Origin of the sequence: Terrabacter sp. 2RAF25, from assembly GCF_052115265.1 — a bacterium.
Classification (GTDB): Bacteria; Actinomycetota; Actinomycetes; order Actinomycetales; family Dermatophilaceae; genus Terrabacter.
This window is the reverse complement of sequence record NZ_JBFRGJ010000004.1, coordinates 278,618-303,372: the sequence shown is the minus strand read 5'-3', so window position 1 is coordinate 303,372 and position 24,755 is coordinate 278,618. Positions and strand designations below refer to the sequence as shown.

Genomic DNA, 24,755 nt, shown 5'->3' with positions numbered 1-24,755 from the left:
CATGACGACGTCCAAGGCACCGGCTCAGGGCCGGTTCGGTGGGTTCGGTGGGCGCTACGTCCCCGAGGCCCTCATCCCCGCGCTCGAGCAGCTCGAGGAGGTATGGCGCAAGGCAGTCGTCGACCCCGAGTTCGTCGGCGAGCTCGAGCGGCTCCAGCGCACCTACACGGGCCGTCCCAGCATCCTCACCGAGGTGCCGCGCTTCGCCGAGCACTGCGGTGGCGCCCGGGTCATCCTCAAGCGCGAGGACCTCAACCACACCGGCTCGCACAAGATCAACAACGTCCTCGGCCAGGCGCTGCTCACCAAGCGCATGGGCAAGACCCGGGTCATCGCCGAGACCGGCGCCGGCCAGCACGGGGTCGCCACCGCCACCGCGGCGGCGCTGCTGGGCCTCGAGTGCGTCGTCTACATGGGCCGCAAGGACACCGAGCGCCAGGCGCTCAACGTCGCCCGCATGCGGCTGCTCGGCGCCACCGTCGTGCCGGTCGACAACGGCAGCAAGACGCTCAAGGACGCCGTCAACGAGGCCTTCCGCGACTGGGTGGCCAACGTCTCGACGACCCACTACGTCCTCGGCACGGTGACCGGACCCCACCCCTTCCCCGAGATGGTCCGCGACTTCCACCGCGTCATCGGGGTCGAGGCCCGGCAGCAGGTGCTCGACCTCGTCGGCCGACTGCCCGACGTGGTCTGTGCCTGCGTCGGCGGCGGCTCCAACGCGATGGGCATCTTCCACCGGTTCATCGACGACGCGTCCGTGCGCCTCGTCGGCTTCGAGGCCGGGGGAGAGGGCATCGAGTCGGGCAAGCACGCGGCGCGGTTCGCATCGGGCGTCCCCGGGGTGCTGCACGGCGCCTACACCTACGTGCTGCAGGACGACGACGGCCAGACCATCGAGTCGCACAGCGTCTCGGCCGGCCTCGACTACCCCAGCGTCGGGCCCGAGCACGCGCACCTGCTCGAGACGGGTCGGGCCGAGTACCGCCCCATCACCGACGTCGAGGCCATGGAGGCGTTCTCGCTCCTCTCGCGCACCGAGGGCATCCTGCCGGCGATCGAGAGCTCCCACGCCCTGGCCGGGGCCATGAAGCTCGGCCGCGAACTCGGCCCCGAGGCGGTCATCCTGGTCAACCTCTCCGGTCGCGGCGACAAGGACGTCCACACGGCCGCGCAGTGGTTCGGCCTCATCGACGACGACGGCGGCACCCGGCTGCCCGACGATCCGGGCGCCAAGGGCGTGGGGGAGCAGCTGTGAGTGTCGGCCCGATCCTCGAACGCTGCCGCGAGGAGGGGCGCGCGGCCCTCATCGGCTACCTGCCCGTCGGCTTCCCGACGGTGGAGGGCTCCATCGCGGCGATGCGGGTCCTCGTCGAGTCCGGTGTCGACATCGTCGAGATCGGCGTGCCCTACAGCGACCCGGTCATGGACGGCCCGGTCATCCAGGACGCCGCGGTGCGCGCGCTCGCCGGTGGAGTGCGCCTCTCCGACATCTTCACCGCCGCCCGCGCGGTCTCCGACGCCGGCGCCGGTGCACTCGTGATGACCTACTGGAACCCGGTGCTGCGCTACGGGGTCGACCGGTTCGCCAGTGACCTCAAGGCTGCCGGCGGCGCGGGCCTGATCACCCCCGACCTCATCCCCGACGAGGCGGGTCCGTGGATCTCGGCCGCTGACGCGAACGACCTCGACAAGGTGTTCCTCGTCGCGCCCAGCTCCACCCCCGAGCGTCTCGCCGGCGTCACGGCCGCGAGCCGTGGCTTCGTCTACGCCACGGCCGTGATGGGCGTCACTGGCGCCCGGGCCAGCGTGGGCGAGGCCGCCGACGCGCTCGTGTCGCGCACCCGTGAGCACACCGACCTGCCGGTCTGCGTGGGCCTCGGGGTCTCGACCGGCGAGCAGGCCGCGCAGGTCGGACGGTTCGCCGACGGCGTCATCGTCGGCTCGGCCCTCGTGCGCTGCCTCACCGAGGCCGACTCCGACGAGAAGGGTCTCGACGCGCTCGGTGCCCTGGCCCGCGAGCTCGCCGACGGCGTACGCAGGGGTCGATCGTGAGCCTGCTCGGCGCGGTGCCGGCACTGGGAGTCGCGTTCCCCGCCGAGATCCCCTCACCCAGCGTCGGTGTCTGGCACCTCGGGCCGCTGCCGATCCGCGGCTACGCCATGTGCATCCTCGCGGGCATCGTCGTCGCGGTGTGGCTGACGCAGCGCCGCCTCGAGGCTCGCGGGCACCGCAAGAGCATCGCCATCGACATCTCGGCCTGGGCCGTCCCGTTCGGCATCCTCGGCGGTCGGCTCTACCACCTCATCACCACCCCCCAGCCGTACTTCGGTGAGGGGGGCGACCCGTGGAAGGCCTTCGCCATCTACGAGGGTGGCCTCGGCATCTGGGGCGCGGTCGCGCTCGGGGCCGTCGGTGCCATGATCGGCTGCCGCAAGAACGGCGTCGCCTTCCGCGACTTCGTCGACGCTGCCGCCCCGGGGCTCGCGATCGCCCAGGCGATGGGCCGGTTCGGCAACTGGTTCAACAACGAGATCTACGGCGCGCCCACCGACCTGCCCTGGAAGCTGCGCATCTACGAGTGGGACACCTCCGCCGGCCGCGCGGTCGTCGACGCGCAGGGCAACCCCGTCGTCAAGGGCTTCTTCCACCCGACCTTCCTGTACGAGTCCCTCTGGTGCCTCCTGCTCGCGGCGTTCCTGATCTGGCTCGGACGCCGTCACGCGCCCCGGTCCGGCCAGGTCTTCGCGGCCTACGTCATGGGCTACCCCGTGGGCCGGATCGTCATCGAGAACATGCGCTCCGACTCGGCCAACCTCATCCTCGGCCAGCGGGTCAACACCTGGGTCTCGATCCTCGTCTTCGTGCTCGGCGTCTACCTGTGGCGACACTTCGGTCGCATGGAGCAGCCGCCTGCGCCGGCCCCCGCGAGTGACGACGGCCACGCCGACGAGGCCGGCATCGCACCCGTCGACACGCCTGACCGGGAGAGCCCTGCCGCGGTGGCCGAAGATCCTTCGGTCGGCGACGACGCCGACGCGTCAAACGACACCGCTCCTGCGGCGTCAGAGGCGGACCGTCCGGCCCAGTCCTGAGGCGACAGACGCCGGACGTACGCTCGGCGGTGAGCACGGCGTCTCACGATTCGGAATCCGCCGTATCAACAGGTAGGACGCGCGGCCTCTCCGATATCGTCGTGCAGCAAGCCTGTGGCCAGCGCCGTCCACATGCCCTGAGTCATGTCGTGTGGCCGGTCGCGGTCGCGGCCAGGTCCCAGCAGAAGGACGGTGAAATGTCGCCGCACACCCGCACCCGCGCCCTCTTCAGTGCGCACCCGGAGAGCTCCGGCCTCTACCGACGCGAGCTCGAGCACGACGCCTGCGGCGTCGCCCTCATCGCGACCATGCGGGGGACGGCGGGCCACGACATCGTCGACCACGCCCTGACGGCGCTGCGCAACCTCGACCACCGCGGCGCCACGGGCGCCGACCCGTCCGTGGGTGACGGCGCCGGCATCCTGACTCAGATCCCCGACGCCTTCTTCCGGGCCAACGTGCCCTTCACGCTTCCGAACAACGGGGCGTATGCCGCCGGGCTCGCGTTCCTCCCGCGCGACGCCGCCGAGCGGGCGGCCGTCAAGGCCCGCATCGAGGAGCTCGCGGTCGCCGAGAACCTCAAGGTGCTCGGCTGGCGCGAGGTGCCGGTCGAGGCCGAGCTCGTGGGCGCCGTCGCCCGTGACTGCATGCCGGCCTTCGAGCAGCTCTTCGTCAGCAGCGCCATCGGCCGCCAGGTCGCCCTCGGGCTCGACCGGCTCGCCTTCTGCCTGCGCAAGCGGGCCGAGCACGAGGTCGACGTCTACTTCGCGTCGCTGAGCTCGCGCACCATCATCTACAAGGGCATGCTCACCACCGGCCAGCTCGAGCCGTTCTTCCCCGACCTGTCCGACCCGACGTTCGCCACCGAGCTGGCGCTCGTGCACTCGCGCTTCTCGACCAACACCTTCCCGTCGTGGCCGCTGGCGCACCCGTACCGCCTGATCGCGCACAACGGCGAGATCAACACCGTCAAGGGCAACCGCAACTGGATGCACGCCCGCGAGAGCCTGCTGACGTCCGACATCATCCCGGGCGACCTCGAGCGGCTCTTCCCGATCTGCACCCCCGACGCCTCCGACTCGGCGAGCTTCGACGAGGCGCTCGAGCTGCTCCACCTCGGCGGCCGGTCGCTGCCGCACGCCGTGCTCATGATGATCCCCGAGGCGTGGGAGAACCACGCCACGATGGACCCCGCCCGCAAGGCCTTCTACGAGTTCCACTCGACCTTCGTGGAGCCGTGGGACGGCCCGGCCAACGTCTGCTTCAGCGACGGCACCCTCGTCGGCGCCGTGCTCGACCGCAACGGCCTGCGGCCCGGGCGCTACACGGTCACGAACGACGGGCTCGTCGTCCTGGCCTCCGAGTCCGGGGTGCTCGAGCTCGCGCCCGAGACGATCGTCCAGCGCGGTCGGCTGCAGCCCGGCAAGATGTTCCTCGTCGACACCGAGCACGGCCGCATCGTCAGCGACGAGGAGATCAAGAGCCAGCTCGCCGCCGCCAAGCCCTACGCCGAGTGGCTGCACGCCGGACTCATCCGGCTCGAGGACCTCCCCGAGCGCGAGCACATCGTCCACACGGCCGCCTCCGTCGCGCGTCGACAGCAGACCTTCGGCTACACGGCCGAGGAGCTGCGCATCCTGCTGACCCCGATGGCCAGGTCCGGGGGAGAGGCGCTCGGCTCGATGGGCACCGACACGCCCATCGCAGTGCTGTCGTCGCGGCCCCGCCTGCTCTTCGACTACTTCACCCAGCTGTTCGCCCAGGTCACCAACCCGCCGCTCGACGCGATCCGCGAGGAGCTCGTCACCTCGCTCGGCACCTACATGGGGCCCGAGGGCAACGCCCTGTCGGCCTCGCCGTCGCACGCCCGCCAGCTCGTGCTCGACTTCCCGGTCATCGACAACGACGAGCTCGCGAAGATCGTGCACATCAACGCCGACGGCGACCTGCCCGGCTACGCCACGCACGTCGTGCGCGGCCTCTACGACGTCACCGGCGGTGCGGCCGCCATGCGCGAGCGGCTCGACGAGATCTTCGCGGAGGTCTCGCAGGCGATCCGTCGCGGGGCGCGCTTCGTCGTGCTCTCCGACCGCGACTCCGGCCGCGACCTCGCACCGATCCCGTCGCTCCTGCTCACGGCGGCCGTGCACCACCACCTCATCCGGGAGAAGACGCGCACCCAGGTGGGCCTGCTCGTCGAGGCCGGCGACGTGCGCGAGGTGCACCACGTCGCGCTGCTCATCGGCTACGGCGCCGCCGCGGTCAACCCCTACCTCGCGATGGAGACGGTCGAGGACCTCGTCCGCGCCGGCGAGATCGAGGGCGTGACGGCCGAGAAGGCCGTCAGGAATCTCATCAAGGCGCTCGGCAAGGGCGTGCTCAAGGTCATGTCGAAGATGGGCATCTCGACCGTCGCCTCCTACCGCGGCGCCCAGGTGTTCGAGGCCATCGGTCTGTCGCAGGCGCTCGTCGACCGCTACTTCACCGGCACGGTGAGCCAGCTCGGTGGCGTCGGGCTCGACGTCATCGCTCGTGAGGCGGCCGAGCGCCACGCTCGCGCGTACCCGACCGACGGCGTCCAGCAGCCGCACCGCGTGCTCGAGGTCGGCGGCGAGTACCAGTGGCGCCGGGAGGGCGAGCCGCACCTCTTCGACCCCGAGACGGTCTTCCGGCTCCAGCACTCGACACGGCAGCGTCGCTACGACATCTTCAAGCAGTACACCGGGCGCATCGACGACCAGACCTCGCGTCTGATGACACTGCGCGGCCTGATGGGCTTCCGCCCCACCGGCGTCACGGGCCGGCTGCCCGTGCCGATCGACGAGGTCGAGCCGGTCAGCGAGATCGTCAAGCGCTTCAACACCGGGGCGATGAGCTACGGCTCGATCTCCAAGGAGGCGCACGAGACGCTCGCGGTCGCCATGAACCGACTCGGTGGCCGCTCCAACACCGGCGAGGGCGGCGAGGACATCGACCGCCTGCTCGACCCCGAGCGCCGCTCGGCCGTCAAGCAGGTCGCCTCGGGCCGGTTCGGCGTCACGAGCCTCTACCTCACGCACTCCGACGACATCCAGATCAAGATGGCGCAGGGCGCCAAGCCCGGTGAGGGCGGCCAGCTGCCCGGCCACAAGGTCTACCCGTGGGTGGCCAAGACGCGGCACTCGACGCCCGGCGTCGGCCTCATCTCGCCGCCCCCGCACCACGACATCTACTCGATCGAGGACCTGGCGCAGCTGATCCACGACCTCAAGAACGCCAACCCGTCTGCGCGCATCCACGTCAAGCTCGTCGCCGAGATCGGCGTCGGCACGGTGGCCGCCGGGGTGTCGAAGGCACACGCCGACGTCGTGCTGATCTCCGGCCACGACGGCGGCACCGGCGCGAGCCCGCTCACCTCGCTCAAGCACGCCGGAGCGCCGTGGGAGCTCGGTCTCGCCGAGGCCCAGCAGACGCTGGTGCTCAACGGGCTGCGCGACCGCATCGTCGTGCAGGTCGACGGCCAGCTCAAGACCGGCCGCGACGTCGTCATCGCCGCGCTGCTCGGCGCCGAGGAGTTCGGTTTCGCCACCGCACCACTCGTCGTGTCGGGCTGCATCATGATGCGCGTCTGCCACCTCGACACCTGTCCCGTCGGCATCGCGACCCAGAACCCCGAGCTGCGCCAGCGCTTCTCCGGCAAGCCGGAGTTCGTCGAGACGTTCTTCGAGTACATCGCCGAGGAGGTCCGCGAGCACCTGGCGTCCCTCGGCTTCCGCTCCATCGAGGAGGCCGTCGGCCAGGTCGGCAGTCTCGACCTCGACAAGGCCATCGCCCACTGGAAGGCATCCGGCCTCGACCTCAGCCCGATCCTCGCCGTGGCCGACAACCCGAGCGGCGGCACGCTCCACCAGTCCGCCACCCAGGACCACGCCCTCGACAAGGCGCTCGACAACGAGCTGCTGAGCCGGGCCCTGCCCGCCATCGAGAGCGGCGAGCAGGTGCGCACCGAGATCGCGGTCCGCAACGTCAACCGCACCGTCGGCACGATGCTCGGACACCACGTGACCAAGGCACACCCGCACGGTCTGGCCGACAACACCATCGAGCTGACGATGACGGGCTCCGGCGGCCAGTCCTTCGGTGCGTTCCTGCCGGCAGGCGTGACGATGCAGCTCTTCGGCGACGCCAACGACTACGTCGGCAAGGGCCTGTCCGGTGGTCGTGTCGTCGTGCGCCCCCACCGCGACGCGGCGCTGGTCGCCGAGCAGAACGTCATCGGCGGCAACGTCATCGCCTACGGTGCCACGACCGGCCAGCTCTTCCTGCGCGGCATCGTCGGCGAGCGCTTCTGCGTGCGCAACTCCGGCGCGCACGCCGTCGTCGAGGGCGTCGGCGACCACGGCTGCGAGTACATGACCGGCGGCGCTGCCGTCGTCCTGGGCCCGACCGGGCGCAACTTCGCGGCCGGCATGTCGGGGGGCGTCGCGTACGTCCTCGACCTCGACCCCGCGCTCGTCAACCCCGAGATGGTCGACCTGATGCCCCTGCGCGACGAGGACGACGCGCCGCTCAGGGAGCTGCTCGAGGGCCACGCGCGGTGGACCGACTCGCCGGTCGCCCGCGGCCTGCTCGACGACTGGGCGACGGCGCGCGAGCGCATCACGCTCGTGCTGCCGCGCGACTACCAACGTGTCCTCGACGTCCGTGCCGAGGCCGAGGCCCAGGGCCTCGACCTCGACGGACCCGACGTGTGGAACCGGATCATGGAGGCTTCCCGTGGCTGATCCCCAGGGCTTTCTCACCACCCGCGAGCGTGAGCTCCCGACCCGTCGCCCCGTCTCGGTCCGCATCCGGGACTGGAAGGAGGTCTACGAGGAGCAGCAGCTCGGGCAGCTGCAGCGCCAGGCCGGACGCTGCATGGACTGCGGCATCCCGTTCTGCCACTCGGGCTGCCCGCTCGGCAACCTCATCCCGGAGTGGAACAACTTCGCGTGGCGCGGTGACTGGTCCGACGCCATCGAGCGCCTCCACGCGACGAACAACTTCCCGGAGTTCACCGGCCGGCTCTGCCCGGCGCCGTGCGAGACGGCCTGCGTGCTGGGCATCAACCAGCCCGCCGTGACGATCAAGCAGGTCGAGGTCACGACGATCGAGCGCGCCTTCGACGAGGGCCTGGTCAAGCCGCTGCCGCCCGAGCGGCTCTCCGGCAAGACGGTCGCGGTCGTCGGCTCCGGCCCTGCCGGTCTCGCCGCCGCCCAGCAGCTGACGCGCGCGGGGCACACGGTCGCCGTGTTCGAGCGCGCCGACAAACCCGGTGGCCTGCTGCGCTACGGGATCCCCGAGTTCAAGATGGAGAAGTCGGTCCTCGACCGCCGCCTCGCGCAGATGGAGGCCGAGGGCACGCGCTTCCGCAACAGCATGGACATCGGCGTCGACATCACCGGCCGCCAGCTGCGCGACCGCTACGACGCAGTCGTCCTGGCACTCGGAGCCACCGTGCCGCGCGACCTCGACGTGCCGGGCCGTGAGCTCGGCGGCATCCACCAGGCGATGGACTACCTGCCTCAGGGCAACCGAGCGGCCCTCGGGGAGCAGGTCGAGGGCCAGGTCCTGGCCACCGACAAGCACGTCGTCGTCATCGGCGGTGGCGACACCGGCGCCGACTGCATCGGCACGGCGCACCGTCAGGGCGCGGCGTCGGTGACGAGCCTCGAGATCATGCCGCAGCCCGGCGACGACCGCCCGTCGGGGCAGCCGTGGCCGACCTACCCCATGCTCTACCGCGTCGCGAGCGCCCACGAGGAGGGCGGCGAGCGCGTCTACGCCGTCAGCACCACCGAGTTCGTCGGCGACGACGACGGGAACGTCGCGGCGCTGCGCCTCACCGAGGTCGAGTTCATCGACGGCAAGCTCACGCCCAAGCCGGGCACCGAGCGCGAGATCCCCGCGCAGCTGGTGCTGTTCGCGATGGGCTTCCTCGGCCCACAGGGGCCGGGTGTCGTCGAACAGCTCGGCGTCGACCTCGACGAGCGCAGCAACGTCCGCCGCGACAAGAACTTCATGAGCTCCGTCCCGGGCGTCTTCGTCGCCGGCGATGCGGGCCGCGGCCAGTCGCTCATCGTGTGGGCCATCGCCGAGGGCCGGGCCGCCGCCGCCGGCGTCGACGCCTGGCTCACGGGCTCGAGCGCCCTGCCCCGGCCGGTGGCGCCCACCGACCGGCCGCTCACCGTCTGATCGGTCAGCAGCACCCGCCCGTATGCCGTCTCGTCACCCCGACGTCACGGCATACGGGCACGCTCGTCTCACGATCTCCCACCGCCACAACGGAATCCGCGCCGGCTCGTCCCACAGGTCGAACCCCCGTGGTGACCCACGTCACAGCACCCATAAGGTTGAACCATGCGTCGCGCCAAGATCGTCTGCACGATCGGACCCAAGACCTCTTCGCCCACCCAGCTGCGTGCCCTCGTCGACGCGGGCATGGACGTGGCCCGACTCAACCTCTCGCACGGTGACCACTCGGTCCACGAGCAGGTCTACCGCGACGTCCGCGCGGCCAGCGACAGCTCCGGTCGCGCCGTCGGCATCCTGGTCGACCTGCAGGGCCCCAAGATCCGCACCGGCCGTTTCGCCGACGGCCCGGTCACGCTGAGCCAGGGGCAGCGCTTCACCATCACGACCCGCGAGGTCGACGGCGACGACACGATCGTCGGCACGACGTATGCCGGCCTGCCCGGTGACGTCAGCCCGGGTGACGTCCTGCTCATCGACGACGGCAAGGTCATGCTCCGCGCGATCGCCGTCGACGACTCCGACGTGATCACCGAGACGGTCGTCGGCGGCGAGGTGAGCAACAACAAGGGCATCAACCTGCCCGGCGTCGCCGTCAGCGTGCCTGCGCTGTCCGACAAGGACCGTGAGGACCTCCGCTTCGCGATGCGCCTCGGCGTCGACATGATCGCCCTGTCGTTCGTGCGCTCGGCCGACGACATCACCGACGTGCACGCGATCATGGACGAGTTCGGCACGCGCGTGCCCGTCATCGCCAAGATCGAGAAGCCGCAGGCCGTCGACAACCTCGAGGGCATCGTCGCGGCGTTCGACGGCATCATGGTGGCCCGCGGTGACCTCGGCGTCGAGATGCCGCTCGAGGACGTCCCGCTCGTGCAGAAGCGCGCGATCGAGCTCGCTCGCCGCGAGGCCAAGCCCGTCATCGTGGCGACCCAGGTGCTCGAGTCGATGATCGAGAACCCCCGGCCGACCCGCGCCGAGGCCTCCGATGCCGCCAACGCCGTCCTCGACGGCGCCGACGCCCTCATGCTCTCGGGCGAGACGTCCGTCGGTGCCTGGCCGATCGACGCGGTGCGCACCATGGCGCGCATCATCGAGTCCACCGAGGAGCACGGCTTCGACAAGATCGTCCGGATGACGACCAGCCCCAAGACCGTCGGGGGAGCGGTGAGCAAGGCCGCGGTCGAGATCGGCGACGTCGTGGGCGCGAAGTTCCTCATCACGTTCACCGAGACCGGTGGGTCGGCCACCCGCATGGCGCGGCTGCGCCCCCGGCTGCCGATGCTGGCCTTCACCTCCGACCCGCGGGTCCGCTCGCAGCTCTCGCTCACGTGGGGTGTCGAGACCTACCTCGTGCCGCGCATGCACCACACCGACCAGTTCGCGATGCAGGTCGACCTCAAGCTCATCCCCGAGGGCCGCGTCACCGAGGGCGACCGCGTCCTCATCGTGGCCGGCTCGCCTCCCGGCATCCCCGGCTCCACCAACGCGCTGCGCGTGCACCGCATCGGCGACGCCGTCAACCGTGCCGCACCGGCCTACCGGCCCGAGGAAGTCACCGGCTGACCGACACAGGTTGCTGCGCCGTGTCGAGTGCTCGTTTCCGACGTGGAGAACGTGAGCCCTCGACGCGGTTGTCGGGTCGAGGGCTCATGTCCTGACGTGGAGGGAGTGAGCCCTCGACTGGGTATGCTTGCGCGGCACTACCGCCGGGGTGGTGGAATGGCAGACACGGGGCACTCAAAATGCTCTGGCCGCAAGGCCGTGCGGGTTCGAGTCCCGCCCTCGGCACCACCTGACGACCGTGCGCCGACGGTGTGGTCGGCGCCTGTCGGCGTTGACGGTCCCGAAACGCGCCCGAAACCTGGCCCCGGCTAGGCTTTGCCCGTGAGCACAGACGAGAGCACGACGCCGAAGCCCGCCCCGACCCCCGCCGCTCCTGAGGCCGCCTCCGACGACGCCACCGCGGCGGCTCCGGCGGCTCCGGCGGCGCCGACGAGCGGTGCCACCCGCATCCTCGTCGCCGAGGACGAGGCGCTCATCCGGCTGGACCTCGTCGAGATGCTCGGCGAGCAGGGCTATGACGTCGTCGGCCAGGCGAGCAACGGCGAGCAGGCCGTCGAGCTGGCCAAGGAGGTCAAGCCCGACCTCGTCATCATGGACGTCAAGATGCCGGTGCTCGACGGCCTCTCCGCCGCCGAGCAGCTCCACGAGGAGAAGCTCTGCCCCGTCATCATGCTCACCGCCTTCTCGCAGACCGAGCTGGTCGAGCGGGCCCGTGACGCCGGCGTCATGGCCTACATCGTCAAGCCGTTCACGGCCGACGACCTGCGTCCCGCGATCGACATCGCGACCTCCCGGTGGCACGAGCTCAAGGCCCTCGAGGCCGAGATCGCCGACCTCGGTGAGCGCCTCGAGACCCGCAAGCTGGTCGACCGCGCCAAGGGGGTTCTGATGAGTCAGCTGAAGCTCACCGAGGCCGACGCGTTCCGTTGGATTCAGAAGACGGCCATGGACCGCCGGCTCGGGATGAAAGAGGTCGCCGAGGCCGTCATCAACGGCTTCCCGGCCTCCTGATGGTCGAGTCGCCGCAAATCGTCCCGTCCTGACGGCCGCCTAGGTCACGACACGGTCACCGATCGCGAGTTCCTGATGATTTCAACAGTCGGTTGGGCCTAGTCTCCGACTCAGCCCTCGACCGAGGGAAGTGTGACATCAGGAGGACACCCGTGCGTTCCACCCTCAAGTTCGCTGTGCCGCTCGCGGTCGCAGCTCTTGCCCTCGGTGCATGTGGCACCAAGGGCGGCGACACCCCCGCCGCCGGCGGCACCGGCAGCGGCGGCGCGGCGGCCTGCCAGGACTTCAAGATCGGCATGTTCGGTGCCCTCACCGGTCCGAACGCCAACCTTGGCATCTACATCCAGAACGGCGTCAACCTCGCCCTCGACGACTACAACAAGAAGCACGCCGACTGCAAGGTCTCGCTCGAGAACTACGACTCGCAGGGTGACCCCACGCAGGCTCCGGCCCTCGCGAAGAAGGCCATCGACGACAAGAAGGTCGTCGGTATCGTCGGCCCCGCGTTCTCGGGTGAGTCCAAGGCTGCCGACCCGGCGTTCAACGAGGCCGGCCTCGTGACCATCACGCCGTCGGCGACCAACCCGAAGCTCGCCGACAACGGCTGGAAGACCTTCTTCCGCGCCCTCGGCAACGACAACACCCAGGGCCCCGCGGCCGCGAAGTACATCAAGGACACCGTCAAGTCGACGAAGACCTTCGTCATCGACGACGCGTCCGAGTACGGCAAGGGCCTCGCCGACATCGTGCGGTCCACGCTCGGCTCGCAGGTCGTCGGCAACGACACCATCCAGGTGAAGCAGACCGACTTCAGCGCCTCCGTGACCAAGGTGACGAGCTCCGGCGCCGACGCGCTCTTCTTCGGCGGCTACTCGCCCGAGGCCGCGCCGATGATCAAGCAGCTTCGCGACGCCGGCTGGAAGGGCACGTTCGTCGTGGCCGACGGCGTCAAGAGCGCCGACTACCCGCAGAACGCCGGCGCTGCCGCCGAGGGCACGATCATCACCTGCCCGTGCGTGCCTGCTGACGTCGACCCGACGTTCCTCAACGCGTACAAGGCCAAGTTCAACGAGGACCCCAACACCTACTCCGGTGAGGGCTACGACTCCGCCACGATCCTGCTCGACGGCATCGCCGCCGGCAAGGACCGCAAGAGCATGGTCGACTTCGTCAAGGCCTACGACAAGAAGGGCGTCACGAAGCAGCTGAAGTTCGACGCCAAGGGCGAGTCGGCCGACATCAAGGTCTACGCCTACAAGGTCGAAGGCGGCAAGATCGTCTCCGCGGGCGAGATCAAGTAACGCGCACGTCATCGAAGGGGGGCGGTCGGGGCAGTAGGCTCCGACCGCCCCTCGTTCGGTTGACGTTCGCCACCTTGACCCCGCTCACCGCACCCGGCCCAGGAGGTCTTGGATGCAGTACCTGTTGGACAACTTCTTCTCCTTCACGATCACCGGACTCACCATCGGGGCGGTCTATGCGCTGGTCGCCCTCGGCTACACGCTCGTCTACGGCGTGCTGCGCCTCATCAACTTCGCCCACTCCGAGGTGTTCATGTACGGCACCTTCGCGGCCTTGTGGGTGGTCATGCTCCTCGGCGGCAAGGCCGGCGGCAGCGTCGGCCAGGTGATCTTCTGGGTCGCGATGATGTTCGTCGCGGCCATGGCCTTCTCCGGTCTCATCGCCGTTCTCCTCGAACGTGTCGCCTACCGGCCCCTGCGCAAGCGCAACGCTCCGCCGCTCATCGCCCTCATCTCGGCCATTGGCGCCTCGTTCGTGCTGTCCGAGCTCATGGGCCTTCGCAGCCGCGTCGCCGCGTGGGTCGGCCTCGACGACAACCTCCGCGACTACGTGCGCAACTCTCGCAACAACACGGGTATGCCGGCGATCATCCAGCCCGTGCGCGTGTTCGCGATCGGTGACTACCACGTGACGAACGTCGACATCATCGTCGTCGTCGGAGCCATCGCGATCATGGTCGTGCTCGACCAGTTCGTGAAGCGTTCGCGACTCGGGCGAGGCATCCGGGCCGTCGCCATGGATCCCGAGTCGGCCGCCCTCATGGGCGTCAACCGCGACCGGGTCATCCAGGTCACGTTCCTCGTCGGCGGCATCATGGCGGGTGCGGCCGCGGTGCTCTACATGCTGAAGATCGGCATCACCCGCTACGACGCCGGCTTCATCCTCGGCGTCAAGGCCTTCACCGCGGCGGTCCTCGGCGGCATCGGCAACCTGCGCGGCGCCCTGCTCGGCGGCTTCATCCTCGGCCTCGCCGAGAACTACGGCTCCGCCGTCGTCGGCACGCAGTGGAAGGACGTCGTCGCCTTCGTCCTGCTCGTCCTCATCCTGCTCTTCCGACCCACCGGCCTGCTCGGTGAGTCCCTCGGAAAGGCCCGCGCATGAGTACCCCGAAGACATCTGCCGGCGCACGCACCTCGTCCAGGCCCGGCTTCAAGGAGCGGGTCAACGGCCTGCCGAAGGGCGTCAAGATCGTCCTTTGGGTGCTCTTCGCCGTCTTCCTCTTCATGCTGCCGCTGCTGAACATCCCACTGATCACGACGGAGGGCTCGGACTTCGGTGGCGTGCTGTTCACCGTCGCGACCTACGTCCTCGTCGCGTTGGGCCTCAACATCGTCGTCGGCTACGCCGGCCTGCTCGACCTCGGCTACGTCGGCTTCTACGCCATCGGCGCCTACACGGTCGGCGTCCTGACCTCCCAGCACGCGAAGCTGTCGTGGGTCGTCGTGGTGCCCATCGCGATCGCCGTCGCGATGCTGTCGGGCGTCATCCTGGGTGCGCCGACGCTTCGCGTCCGTGGTGACTACCTGGCCATCGTGACGCTCGGTTTCGGTGAGATCGTGCGCCTGACGCTCGTCAACTCGCAGTGGCTCAACGGTGCCCAGGGCATCTCCGACATCCCGAAGCCACCCGGCGTCGAGCTCTTCGAGGTGCCCAGCCTCGACTGGAGCAGCGGGGCACCGGTCATCGACCTCTCCACGACCTCGACGTTCCTCAAGTTCGGCATCACCGACTTCGTCCCGTTCTACTGGCTGGCCCTCGCCATCATCGGCCTCGTGCTCCTCTTCGACGTCCTCGTCAAGGGCAGCCGCGTGGGCCGCGCGTGGGAGGCCACCCGTGAGGACGAGGACGCCGCCGAGCTCATGGGCGTGCCCACGTTCCGGTTCAAGCTGCTGGCGTTCGCCCTCGGCGCCGCCATCGGCGGCCTGTCCGGTGCGTTGTTCGCGACGAAGTCGGGGTTCATCAACCCGCAGAGCTTCGAGCTGCTGCTGTCGATCCTGTTCATCGCGGCCGTCGTGGTCGGAGGCGCCGGCAACCGGGTCGGCGTCATCCTCGGTGCCATCGTCGTCGCCTACTTCCCCGAGCGCTTCCGCGACTTCGCCGACTTCCGCGTGCTCGTCTTCGGCCTCGCGCTGATGCTGCTGGCGATCTTCCGCCCGCAGGGGCTGCTGCCACCACGCCGCAGCGTCAGGGCAAAGCGCGCCGATGCCAGACAGGCCGTCCTCGAGGAAGGAGAAGCCAGTGCCTGAGCCGACTGAGCCCAACCGAACCGACGTCTCCGCGGAGCCCGGTGTCACGGGCGACGACAGCACGGCCCGACCGACCGTCACGCCGGAGCCCGACTCCACGGCGCCCCTCGCCGACCCGGCCGACGAGGTGACCGAGATCAACCCAGACGTCGACATCACGCCCGACGACATCGGCGTGCCCGAGGTCGCCGAGGGCGAGAAGCTCCTCGAAGTCGACGACGTGACGCTGCGGTTCGGCGGTGTCGTCGCCCTCAACGAGGTGAGCTTCCACATCAACAAGGGCGAGATCCTCGGCCTCATCGGCCCGAACGGCGCCGGCAAGACGACGTGCTTCAACGTCATGACCGGCGTCTACCAGCCGACGTCGGGTGCCATCCGCTATCTCGGCAACCCACTGGGCAAGCGGCACAAGTTCCAGATCACCAAGCTGGGCATCGCCCGCACGTTCCAGAACATCCGCCTCTTCGCCAACATGACGGCCCTCGAGAACGTTCTCGTCGGCGTCGACGCGCACCACAGCACCGGGGTCGTCTCGGCGATGTTCCGGCTGCCGAAGCACCGTCGTGAGGAGGCGCAGGGCCACGCACGGGCGATGGAGCTGCTCACGTTCATGGGGCTCGAGGGCAAGGCCGACGAGCTCGCGCGCAACCTCCCGTACGGCGACCAGCGCCGGCTCGAGATCGCCCGGGCGCTGGCCACGAGCCCGCAGCTGCTCTGTCTCGACGAGCCGGCGGCCGGCTTCAACCCGGCCGAGAAGATCAAGCTCATGGAGCTGATCCGGACCATTCGCGACCAGGGCTACACCGTGCTGCTCATCGAGCACGACATGAAGCTCGTCATGGGCGTCACCGACCGGATCGTCGTGCTCGAGTTCGGCCGCAAGATCGCCGAGGGCACTCCCGCGGAGATCCGCGACAACCCGGCGGTCATCGCCGCCTACCTGGGAGTTGATGAGGAAGATGCTTCTTGAGGTCAACGGCCTGTGCGTCAACTACGGACGCATCGAGGCCATCCGCGACATCAGCTTCACGGTCGACGAGGGTGAGATCGTCACCCTCATCGGCGCCAACGGGGCGGGCAAGACGACGACGATGAAGACCGTGTCGGGCCTGCGACCGGTGCGCGCCGGCTCGGTCATGTTCAACGGCAAGGACATCACGCACATGCCGTCGCACGAGCGACCGGTGCTCGGCATCTCTCAGTCGCCCGAGGGCCGCGGCTGCTTCGTCGGCATGACCGTGATGGAGAACCTCGAGATGGGCACCTACGCCCGACCCGACCGCAAGACGAAGGCCGTCAAGGACGACCTCGAGCGGGTCTTCGAGCTCTTCCCACGGCTCAAGGAGCGCAGCAACCAGGCAGCCGGCTCGATGTCGGGTGGCGAGCAGCAGATGCTGGCCATGGGGCGTGCCCTCATGGCCAAGCCGAAGCTGTTGCTGCTCGACGAGCCGTCGATGGGCCTCGCGCCGAAGCTGATCCAGCAGATCTTCGACATCGTCACCGAGATCAACAGCCAGGGCACGACGGTGCTGCTCGTCGAGCAGAACGCCGCTCAGGCGCTCAAGCGCTCGCACCGCGCCTACATCCTCGAGACGGGCGAGATCGTCCGCGAGGGCACGGGCAAGGAGCTGGCGGCCGATCCCGCGGTCAAGGCGGCATACCTCGGCGGCGACGTCTAGGTCACCCGGCCAGCGTGGCCTACTGAATCCGAAGGCGGGGCGTCATGAATCGGTCGTGGCGCCCCGCCTTCGCTGTCGAGACCGTGCATAACCCTTCCGCCGTGGCCTCGTTGGTCGTAGTGTCTGCCGGGTGACCTCGGGGCAGGAACAGGAGGGATGATGGGTCGATCGACCGTGTCGGTGCAGCGGGTGGACGAGAGCCTGCACTCGCAGTTCATCGAGCTGTGGATCACGCACCGCATCGAGGGTGGCACCACCCCCGAGGCCGCGCAGCGGCTGGCGCTCGACGGAACCTTGCGAACTGCCTTGCAGCGCAACGACATCTGCGCGTTCATCGCGTGCGCTGACGGTCGTCCCCGTGGATACGTCGTGCTGGCCGACTCGACCCGCAGCCTGCTGGTCGACTCGCCGTGCGTGTCGATCGACATGCTCTACGTGCACCCGGACTTCCGGCGCCAGGGGGTCGGGCGTTCGCTCCTGACCGCCGCCAGCCGGTACGCCGACCGCCAGGGCTGCGAGCACCTCGCGAGTGCGGTTCCCGCAGGTGACCGCGACGCGAACCGCTTCTTCGCGCGACTGGGCTTCGCTCCCGAGACGGTGCGCCGCGTCGCGTCCGCCGCCACCCTGCAGCGCAAGCTGGCCGGGGAGTCGCGGCCCGGCCCGCAGCGGGTGACGCTCGACCTGCTCCAGCGCCGGCGAGAGCTGCGGTCGCGCTCGCGCGCCACGCGCCACGACCCGAAGATCGCCGGCTGAGCCGTCCGGGCTGGTCGAGCTGGTCGGGAGCGCCGGTCAGGCCCCCGGCGCCGCGTCGCGCAGCAGGCAGGTGATCCGCGACGTGCAGATGCGGCGGTCTTGCTCGTCGGTGACGGCCACTTCGTAGCTGACGAGCGTGCGCCCGGCGCTGAGCAGGGTGGCCGTGCCGGTCACGACTCCCGTGCGAGCCGCGCGGTGGTGGGTGGCGTTGATGTCGAGGCCGACCGCGACGCGGCCGGGGCCGGCGTGGAGCTGCGCGCCGATCGACCCCAGGGACTCGGCGAGCACGACGCTGGCGCCACCGTGAAGCAGCCCGTAGGGCTGGGTGTTGCCGGCCACCGGCATCGTCGCGACGAGACGCTCGGGCGTGGCCTCGGTGATCTCGATCTGCATGCGCTCGAGGAGCGTGCCCTCGGCCATCGAGCGCATGGCGTCGACGTGCTGCTGCGTGGTCGCGTCGACGGTCGGGCGGGGGGTGGAGCCGGTCTGCGCATCGGTCGTCGGTTCGGTCATGGACGGGATCGTATGCCGCCCTGCCGGCCCCGCCGCCCGGACCGTGCCCCGGCTCACGGCGTCGGTGGCCGCCACTAGGGTTGCGGGTGTGAGCCGACTTCTCCTCCTCGACGGACACTCCTTGGCCTACCGGGCGTTCTTCGCCCTCCCTGCCGAGAACTTCTCGACGGCCACCGGCCAGCACACCAACGCCGTCTACGGCTTCACCTCGATGCTGATCAACATGCTTCGCGACGAGCAGCCGACACACGTGGTCGTGGCGTTCGACAAGTCGCGCCAGACGTTCCGCACCGAGCAGTACGCCGAGTACAAGGCCGGCCGCGCGCGCACCCCCGACGAGTTCTCGGGCCAGCTGCCGCTCGTCAAGGAGGTCCTCGACGCACTTCGCATCACCCACGTCGAGCTCGACGGCTACGAGGCCGACGACATCATCGCGACCATCGCCACCGACGCCGACGGCCAGGGCGTCGAGGTGCTCATCTGCTCCGGCGACCGCGACACCTTCCAGCTCGTCTCCGACAACGTCACGATCCTCTACCCGGTGCGTGGCGTGTCGGAGGTGTGGCGCATGGGGCCGGCGCAGGTCGAGGAGAAGTACGGCGTGCCGCCGACCCGCTACAGCGACCTCGCCGCCATGGTGGGCGAGACCTCCGACAACCTGCCGGGCGTCCCGGGCGTGGGCCCCAAGACGGCCGCGAAGTGGATCACCCAGTTCGGTGACCTCGCGGGCATCGTGGCGGGCGTCGACCAGATCAAGGGCAAGGCGGGCGAGTCGCTCCGCGAGCACCTCGACCAGGTGCTGCGCAACCGGCGCCTCAACCAGCTCGTCAAGGACGCACCCGTCGGGGTCGGCGTGGCCGACCTCGAGCGCCACCAGTGGGCCCGCGAGGAGGTGCACGAGGTCTTCGACCGGCTCGAGTTCCGTGTGCTGCGCGACCGGCTCTTCGCCGAGGTCGAGGCTAGCGAGCCCGAGGCCGAGTCCGGCTTCGACGTGGACGGCTCGGTGCTCGAGCCCGTGCACGTTCCCGACTGGGTGGCCGAGCACCTTCCGGCGGGGGAGCGTGCAGCGCTGTCGGTCACCGGCAGGTGGGCGCGCGGCACCGGCGACGCGACCGGTCTGGCCATCGCCTCGCCCGACGGCGCGGCGGCCTGGCTCGACCTCACCACCCTCACGCCCGAGGGAGAGACCTCCATCGGCTCCTGGCTCGAGGACCCCGCGCGCCCGAAGGCGATGCACGACGCCAAGGGGCCGATCGAGGCCCTGACGGCACGCGGCTTCACCGTGGCCGGGCTGACGAGCGACACCCAGCTCGCCGCATACCTCGCGAAGCCCGACCAGCGCACCTACCACCTCGACGACCTCGTGCTGCGTCATCTCAAACGAGAGCTGAGCGCCAGGACGACTGCGGACGGGCAGGGCATGCTCGACTTCGGTGGCGACGCCGACGAGAAGGCCGCGCAGCAGGAGATGGTCCGCGCCACGGCGGTGCGCGACCTCGCGGTCGTCCTCGACGGTCAGCTCGAGGCGACCGGGGGCGCGCAGCTGCTTGCCGACATCGAGCTCCCGCTCGTCGACGTCCTCGCCCGCATGGAACGCACCGGCATCGCCGTCGACGTGCCCGGGCTCGACGACCTCGAGAAGGATTTCGCGGCCAAGGTGGCCGGCGCCCAGCAGGACGCGTGGGACTCGATCGGCGGCGAGAAGATCAACCTCGGCTCGCCCAAGCAGCTGCAGGAGGTCCTGTTCGGCACCCTGGGCATGCCGAAGACGAAGAAGACGAAGACGGGCTGGACCACCGACGCCGACGCCCTCAATGACCTCTACGCCAAGACCGAGCACCCCTTCCTGGAGTCGCTGCTGCGCCACCGGGACGCGGCGCGCCTGCGCGTGACGGTCGAGGGGCTGCAGAAGTCGGTCGCCGACGACGGCCGCATCCACACGACCTACCTGCAGACCATCGCCGCGACGGGGCGACTCAGCTCGACCGAGCCGAACCTGCAGAACGTCCCGATCCGCACCGAGGAGGGGCGCCGCATCCGCGGGCTCTTCGTCGTCGGTGAGGGCTACGAGGCGCTCATGTCGGCCGACTACTCCCAGATCGAGATGCGGGTGATGGCCCATCTCTCGGGCGACGAGGGCCTCATCGAGGCATTCCGCACCGGCGAGGACCTCCACAGCTTCGTCGGGGCCCAGGTCTTCGGCGTCGAGCCCGACGACGTCACGCCGGCCATGCGCTCCAAGGTCAAGGCGATGTCCTACGGCCTCGCCTACGGGCTCTCGGCGTTCGGTCTGTCGAAGCAGCTGACGATCAGCACCGAGGAGGCCCGCGGCCTCATGGACGGCTACTTCGAGCGCTTCGGCGGGGTGAGCGACTACCTGCGCGACGTCGTCGCCGAGGCGCGAGGCACCGGCTACACCGCAACCATGCTCGGCCGCCGCCGCTACCTGCCCGACCTCACGTCCGACAACCGCCAGCGCCGCGAGGCCGCCGAGCGGATGGCGCTCAACGCGCCGATCCAGGGGTCGGCGGCCGACATCATGAAGGTCGCGATGATCGGGGTCGACCGTGCCCTCAAGGCAGCTGGGGCGAAGTCGCGGGCGCTGCTCCAGGTCCACGACGAGCTCGTCCTCGAGATCGCCACGGGCGAGCGCAACGACGTCGAGAAGCTCGTGCGCGCCGAGATGGGCCACGCCGTCGAGATGGACGTACCGCTCGACATCAACGTCGGTGTCGGCCACTCCTGGCACGACGCCGCCCACTGAGGTCGACGGCCGCGACACCGGCACATACCCGCTTCGAGTGTCCTCAATGGTCACATTTCGGCAACGGCGGTGTTCGGCGGACCACTCGGACTCGCGCTGGGCGGCTTCCATATGCATACTGGCCGGTAACTTGCACCCGCCAACGGAGGTGGGTGCTTTTACTGTGAGGTCTACATGGTCAAAAGCCTGGTCACAGGTCTGTGTCTCGCCGTCTTCGCGGCAGTCATCATCGGGCTGAGCAACCTGCTCGGTCTGGACCTGGAGCACGTTGCTCTTCTCGGTGCGGCCCTCGGCGGCGTCCTCGGACTCGTCCCGCACCGTCCCGCCTGGGGCAAGGTCGTCGGCTTCCTCGTCGGCTTCCTCCTGGCCTGGCTCGGCTTCGCGCTGCGCGCCGCCGTGCTGCCCGACTCCTCCTCGGGTCGTGCGGTCGCCGCCTTCGTCGTCGTCGCCCTCATTGCGGTCGTCGCAGCGGTGAGCCGCGGTCGGCTTCCGCTCTGGAGCGGGCTGGTCGGTGCCGCCTCGATCGTCGGTGCTTACGAGTCGGTGTACACCAACGCCCCCTCCCAGTTCCTCTCCGAGTCCCCGGCAGCGGCGACGACCGTCCTCCTCGCCGTGGGTCTGGGCTTCCTCGCCACGAACCTCCTTGCCGCGCAGACGGACTCGTCGACGCCAGGCACTGTCCGACGCACCAACGGCAAGCCCACGAAGCGGGCCGAGGCGTCCGGCAGCAACACCAACCTCGACGACCTCGTGACTGGAGCAACCAAGTGAGCAAGCGCACCATCGCCACCGTGGTGGCCGGCCTGGCCGCCATGCCCACCCTGCTGATGCTGGCCGCAGCCCCCGCCGCGGCCGCAGGCAGCGGTCAGGTCCAGGTGTCCAACACCGAGACGGTCCAGGCCTATCTCGACGCCAGCGGCAAGGTCGACGTCGCCCGCGTGTACGAGCAGGTCGCCATGCAGGGCCGTGGTGTCGTCGACCTCAAGAACCCGGTCGAGCCGCAGGGCCTGCGCAACCTCGACGGCTTCGGTGGGTTCGACGTCGAGAACGGCGTCATGGTCGGTCGCTTCGACGTCGACGGTGAGCAGCGGCTGCGGACGGTCAGCGACTACACGAAGAAGCTTCCTCTCGAGGTCCAGGCCGTCTACACGCTCGACGGCAAGCCGGTCCAGCCCGGCGACCTCCTCGGTCGCTCCGGGCGACTGGAGGTCCGCTACACGGTGAAGAACGTGACGGGCACCTCGGAGCTGGTCACCTTCGACGACGGCACCGGCAAGCAGGCTTCGGCGACGCAGAGCGTCGTCATCCCGATGGTCGGCTCGCTCTCGACCACGCTCCCGGGAACGTTCACGAACGTCTCCTCGAAGGAGGCGAACGTCGCCGGTGACGGACGTGGTGGCACGAAGCTCACCTTCACCATGACGCTGTTCGGCCCGATCGGCACCCCGACCGCCTCCTTCGGCTACGCCGCCGACATCGTCGACGGCAGCCTGCCGAAGGCGTCTGTCTCGGCGCTCCCGGTGAGCCCGCTCGAGAGCCCCTCCTTCAAGGGCGGTGCCGAGAGCTACAAGGGCGGCGCCACGACCGGAGCCACGCTGACGGCGGGCGCGACCGAGATCGACGCCAACCTGCTCAAGCTGCGCGACGGCGCGGGCACGCTCCTCGCCGGTCTCATCCAGCTGCGCGACGGCGCCAAGAAGCTCGATGCGGGGCTCGGCGCGCAGGCCCTGCCGGGCTCGCGTGACCTGGCCAGCGGCGCCGGCCAGCTCAAGGACGGCACCGCCAAGCTGCGCGCTGGTGCAGGCACCGCGAAGGCGGGCTCGGGTCAGCTCGCCGACGGCGCCGGCCAGCTCGCGGACGGCGCCGGTCAGCTCGACGCCGGTGCCAAGAAGCTCAGCACCGGAGCGACCAAGGTCGACGACGGCGCCGGTCAGGTCGCCGCGGGCCTGCACCTCCTCGGCGACAACGCCCCCGGGCTCCTCGACGGTCTCGCCCAGGTGGCCGGCGGTCTCGACCAGGTGGACGCAGGTCTCACCCAGCTGTACGACGGGGTCGGCGGCCTGCCGGACCAGGCGAAGCCCCTCCACGCCGGCATCGCGAAGCTGCGGGCGGGCCTGGGCGGCAAGGGCCAGGCCGGCACCCTCATCGACGGCGTCGACCAGGTGCGCGCCGGCCTCGCCGAGGCCACCAAGGCCGGCGGGAGCCTCGACCTGCTCAAGGGCGGCGTCGACCAGTCGAAGGACGGGGTCGACAAGTCCAAGGACGGTGTCGACCAGTCCAAGGGCGGTGTCGGCCTGGCCAAGGGCGGCGTCGACCAGGTGCACGCCGGGCTCGAGGACGCCCTCAAGACCGGTGGCGGCATCGACCAGCTCAGCGGCGGCGTGGCCGCAGCCCAGGGGGCAGACTGCATCGCTGCCTGCCAAGTCATCCTCGGCCAGGTGCAGGGCGGCCTGACCGACCTGCGGAACAAGACGACCGCAGCTTCGACCGGGCTCGGCGACGTCTCGACCGGCCTCGGCCACGTGTCGGACGGTCTCGGGCAGGTCTCCGGCGGTCTGGGCCAGGTCTCGACCGGCCTCGGTCAGGTCTCCGGTGGTCTCGGCGTGCTCAAGGGCAAGCTCAGCGAGGCGACGGTCGGACTCGCGAAGGTCGAGTGCGGGCTCAGCAACACGACGCTCAAGGGCATCTGCGACCCGAAGGTGCCGGGCCTGCTCGAGGGTGTCGCCCTCGTCGACGGCGGCGTGAGCACGCTCGTCGACGGTGTCGTCACCAAGGTGCAGGGCGGTATCGGTGGCACCAAGGACACCGCGAAGGACAAGACGCTGCGCGGCGGCATCAACGACCTCCAGTTCGGTGTCGACCTCCTGGGCCTCGGTGGTCTCGACCTGCTCGACGCCGTCGACCAGCTCACGGTCGGGGCGGACCGGGTGCACGGCGGAACGTCGCAGGTGGCCACGGGGGCCGGTGACCTGCGTGACGGCGCGTCGAAGCTCGCCAACGGCTCGGGTGACGTGGCCACCGGCGCGGGCAAGCTCGACAATGGCCTCGGTGACCTCGCCGACGGCGCCGGACAGCTCGACGACGGGGCGGGCAAGCTCAAGGACGGCGCTGGTCGGCTCTCCGACGGTCTCGCCGACGCCGCCGACGGCACCAGCCAGCTCGCCGCCGGCCTGACCGACGCCGCAGCGGGCGCGCCCGCTCTCAAGGACGGCGCCCAGCGCCTGTCCGACGAGGGCACGAAGAAGCTCGTGGCAGCCGGCAAGGCGACGGCCTCCGACTACGGCCAGAAGTACGCCCTCATCGAGATGGGTGCCCGCCGGGCCAAGGCCGAGGGCATGGCCTACGGCGCGCCCCAGGGCGCGGTCGGTGTGACGGCGTACTCCTTCGAGATGGCAGGCGTCGACGGCGCGGGTTCGGCGAACCTCGGACGTGCCGCGGCCGCCGCGGGCGTCTTCGGCCTCGCCGGAGGGTCGGTGCTGCTGCGGCGGCGTTTCGTCTGACCGCTCCTGCGTGATCGAGTGCCCAGTTCCCGACGTCGGGAACTGGGCACTCGACT

General features: G+C 70.0%; 17 protein-coding genes and 1 tRNA gene. 17 read left to right on the top strand and 1 reads right to left on the bottom strand.

Going from position 1 to position 24,755, the window contains the following annotated elements:
* Window position 1 precedes the first annotated feature (1 nt).
* From trpB to AB4091_RS13160, 14 genes are all read left to right on the top strand, one after another.
* A complete protein-coding gene (gene trpB, locus AB4091_RS13225) occupies window positions 2-1,258 on the top strand; it encodes a tryptophan synthase subunit beta (RefSeq protein WP_442292202.1) in 1,257 nt (418 codons plus the stop codon).
* Window positions 1,255-2,055 carry a tryptophan synthase subunit alpha gene (gene trpA / locus AB4091_RS13220; RefSeq protein WP_442292201.1) on the top strand — a complete coding sequence of 267 codons (801 nt, stop codon included), beginning with the start codon at window positions 1,255-1,257 and terminating at the stop codon, window positions 2,053-2,055. The genes trpB and trpA overlap by 4 nt, the downstream gene beginning before the upstream one ends.
* The gene (gene lgt, locus AB4091_RS13215; RefSeq protein ID WP_442292200.1) at window positions 2,052-3,095 is read left to right on the top strand and encodes a prolipoprotein diacylglyceryl transferase; all 1,044 of its coding nucleotides are present in this window, start codon (window positions 2,052-2,054) and stop codon (window positions 3,093-3,095) included. The genes trpA and lgt overlap by 4 nt, the downstream gene beginning before the upstream one ends.
* 197 nt (window positions 3,096-3,292) lie before the next feature.
* Window positions 3,293-7,858, top strand: coding sequence for a glutamate synthase large subunit (gene gltB / locus AB4091_RS13210; protein ID WP_442292199.1), 4,566 nt, complete (start codon window positions 3,293-3,295; stop codon window positions 7,856-7,858).
* Window positions 7,851-9,308 (top strand): glutamate synthase subunit beta, encoded by a 1,458-nt coding sequence (locus AB4091_RS13205; protein WP_442292198.1) that lies wholly within the window; start codon window positions 7,851-7,853, stop codon window positions 9,306-9,308. Before gltB ends, AB4091_RS13205 begins: the two co-directional genes overlap by 8 nt.
* A gap of 165 nt (window positions 9,309-9,473) precedes the next feature.
* Window positions 9,474-10,931 (top strand): pyruvate kinase, encoded by a 1,458-nt coding sequence (gene pyk, locus AB4091_RS13200; RefSeq protein ID WP_442292197.1) that lies wholly within the window; start codon window positions 9,474-9,476, stop codon window positions 10,929-10,931.
* 142 nt (window positions 10,932-11,073) lie between these two features.
* Window positions 11,074-11,159, top strand: a tRNA-Leu gene (locus tag AB4091_RS13195).
* Between the two features lie 93 nt (window positions 11,160-11,252).
* A complete protein-coding gene (locus AB4091_RS13190; protein ID WP_442292196.1) occupies window positions 11,253-11,942 on the top strand; it encodes an ANTAR domain-containing response regulator in 690 nt (229 codons plus the stop codon).
* A gap of 152 nt (window positions 11,943-12,094) precedes the next feature.
* The gene (locus AB4091_RS13185; protein ID WP_442292195.1) at window positions 12,095-13,243 is read left to right on the top strand and encodes a branched-chain amino acid ABC transporter substrate-binding protein; all 1,149 of its coding nucleotides are present in this window, start codon (window positions 12,095-12,097) and stop codon (window positions 13,241-13,243) included.
* Window positions 13,244-13,355: 112 nt separating this feature from the next.
* A complete protein-coding gene (locus tag AB4091_RS13180; RefSeq protein WP_442292194.1) occupies window positions 13,356-14,345 on the top strand; it encodes a branched-chain amino acid ABC transporter permease in 990 nt (329 codons plus the stop codon).
* Window positions 14,342-15,490: a branched-chain amino acid ABC transporter permease gene (locus tag AB4091_RS13175; protein WP_442292193.1), complete on the top strand. Its 1,149-nt coding sequence runs from the start codon at window positions 14,342-14,344 to the stop codon at window positions 15,488-15,490. Before AB4091_RS13180 ends, AB4091_RS13175 begins: the two co-directional genes overlap by 4 nt.
* Complete coding sequence (locus tag AB4091_RS13170) at window positions 15,483-16,460, top strand: ABC transporter ATP-binding protein (RefSeq protein ID WP_442292192.1); 978 nt, start codon at window positions 15,483-15,485, stop codon at window positions 16,458-16,460. Before AB4091_RS13175 ends, AB4091_RS13170 begins: the two co-directional genes overlap by 8 nt.
* Window positions 16,450-17,169 (top strand): ABC transporter ATP-binding protein, encoded by a 720-nt coding sequence (locus AB4091_RS13165; RefSeq protein WP_442292308.1) that lies wholly within the window; start codon window positions 16,450-16,452, stop codon window positions 17,167-17,169. The genes AB4091_RS13170 and AB4091_RS13165 overlap by 11 nt, the downstream gene beginning before the upstream one ends.
* A gap of 159 nt (window positions 17,170-17,328) precedes the next feature.
* Window positions 17,329-17,922, top strand: coding sequence for a GNAT family N-acetyltransferase (locus AB4091_RS13160; protein WP_442292191.1), 594 nt, complete (start codon window positions 17,329-17,331; stop codon window positions 17,920-17,922).
* 36 nt (window positions 17,923-17,958) lie between these two features.
* On the opposite strand, the gene AB4091_RS13155 is transcribed toward AB4091_RS13160, so the two are convergent.
* Complete coding sequence (locus AB4091_RS13155; RefSeq protein ID WP_442292307.1) at window positions 17,959-18,351, bottom strand: PaaI family thioesterase; 393 nt, start codon at window positions 18,349-18,351, stop codon at window positions 17,959-17,961.
* Between the two features lie 172 nt (window positions 18,352-18,523).
* On the opposite strand from AB4091_RS13155, the gene polA reads away from it, so the two are divergent.
* From polA to AB4091_RS13140, 3 genes are all read left to right on the top strand, one after another.
* Complete coding sequence (gene polA / locus AB4091_RS13150; protein ID WP_442292190.1) at window positions 18,524-21,199, top strand: DNA polymerase I; 2,676 nt, start codon at window positions 18,524-18,526, stop codon at window positions 21,197-21,199.
* Between the two features lie 174 nt (window positions 21,200-21,373).
* A complete protein-coding gene (locus tag AB4091_RS13145) occupies window positions 21,374-21,970 on the top strand; it encodes a hypothetical protein (RefSeq protein ID WP_442292189.1) in 597 nt (198 codons plus the stop codon).
* A complete protein-coding gene (locus AB4091_RS13140) occupies window positions 21,967-24,699 on the top strand; it encodes a hypothetical protein (protein WP_442292188.1) in 2,733 nt (910 codons plus the stop codon). The genes AB4091_RS13145 and AB4091_RS13140 overlap by 4 nt, the downstream gene beginning before the upstream one ends.
* Window positions 24,700-24,755 lie beyond the last annotated feature (56 nt).

What these genes read in the sequence shown, in the direction of transcription:
- AB4091_RS13145 (WP_442292189.1), top strand. Translation starts at nt 21,374, where the DNA reads ATGGTCAAAAGCCTGGTCACAGGTCTGTGTCTCGCCGTCTTCGCGGCA.
- pyk (WP_442292197.1), top strand. Translation starts at nt 9,474, where the DNA reads ATGCGTCGCGCCAAGATCGTCTGCACGATCGGACCCAAGACCTCTTCG.
- AB4091_RS13175 (WP_442292193.1), top strand. Translation starts at nt 14,342, where the DNA reads ATGAGTACCCCGAAGACATCTGCCGGCGCACGCACCTCGTCCAGGCCC.
- AB4091_RS13165 (WP_442292308.1), top strand. Translation starts at nt 16,450, where the DNA reads ATGCTTCTTGAGGTCAACGGCCTGTGCGTCAACTACGGACGCATCGAG.
- AB4091_RS13180 (WP_442292194.1), top strand. Translation starts at nt 13,356, where the DNA reads ATGCAGTACCTGTTGGACAACTTCTTCTCCTTCACGATCACCGGACTC.
- AB4091_RS13160 (WP_442292191.1), top strand. Translation starts at nt 17,329, where the DNA reads ATGGGTCGATCGACCGTGTCGGTGCAGCGGGTGGACGAGAGCCTGCAC.
- trpB (WP_442292202.1), top strand. Translation starts at nt 2, where the DNA reads ATGACGACGTCCAAGGCACCGGCTCAGGGCCGGTTCGGTGGGTTCGGT.
- gltB (WP_442292199.1), top strand. Translation starts at nt 3,293, where the DNA reads ATGTCGCCGCACACCCGCACCCGCGCCCTCTTCAGTGCGCACCCGGAG.
- AB4091_RS13155 (WP_442292307.1), bottom strand. Translation starts at nt 18,351, where the DNA reads ATGCGCTCGATGGCCGAGGGCACGCTCCTCGAGCGCATGCAGATCGAG.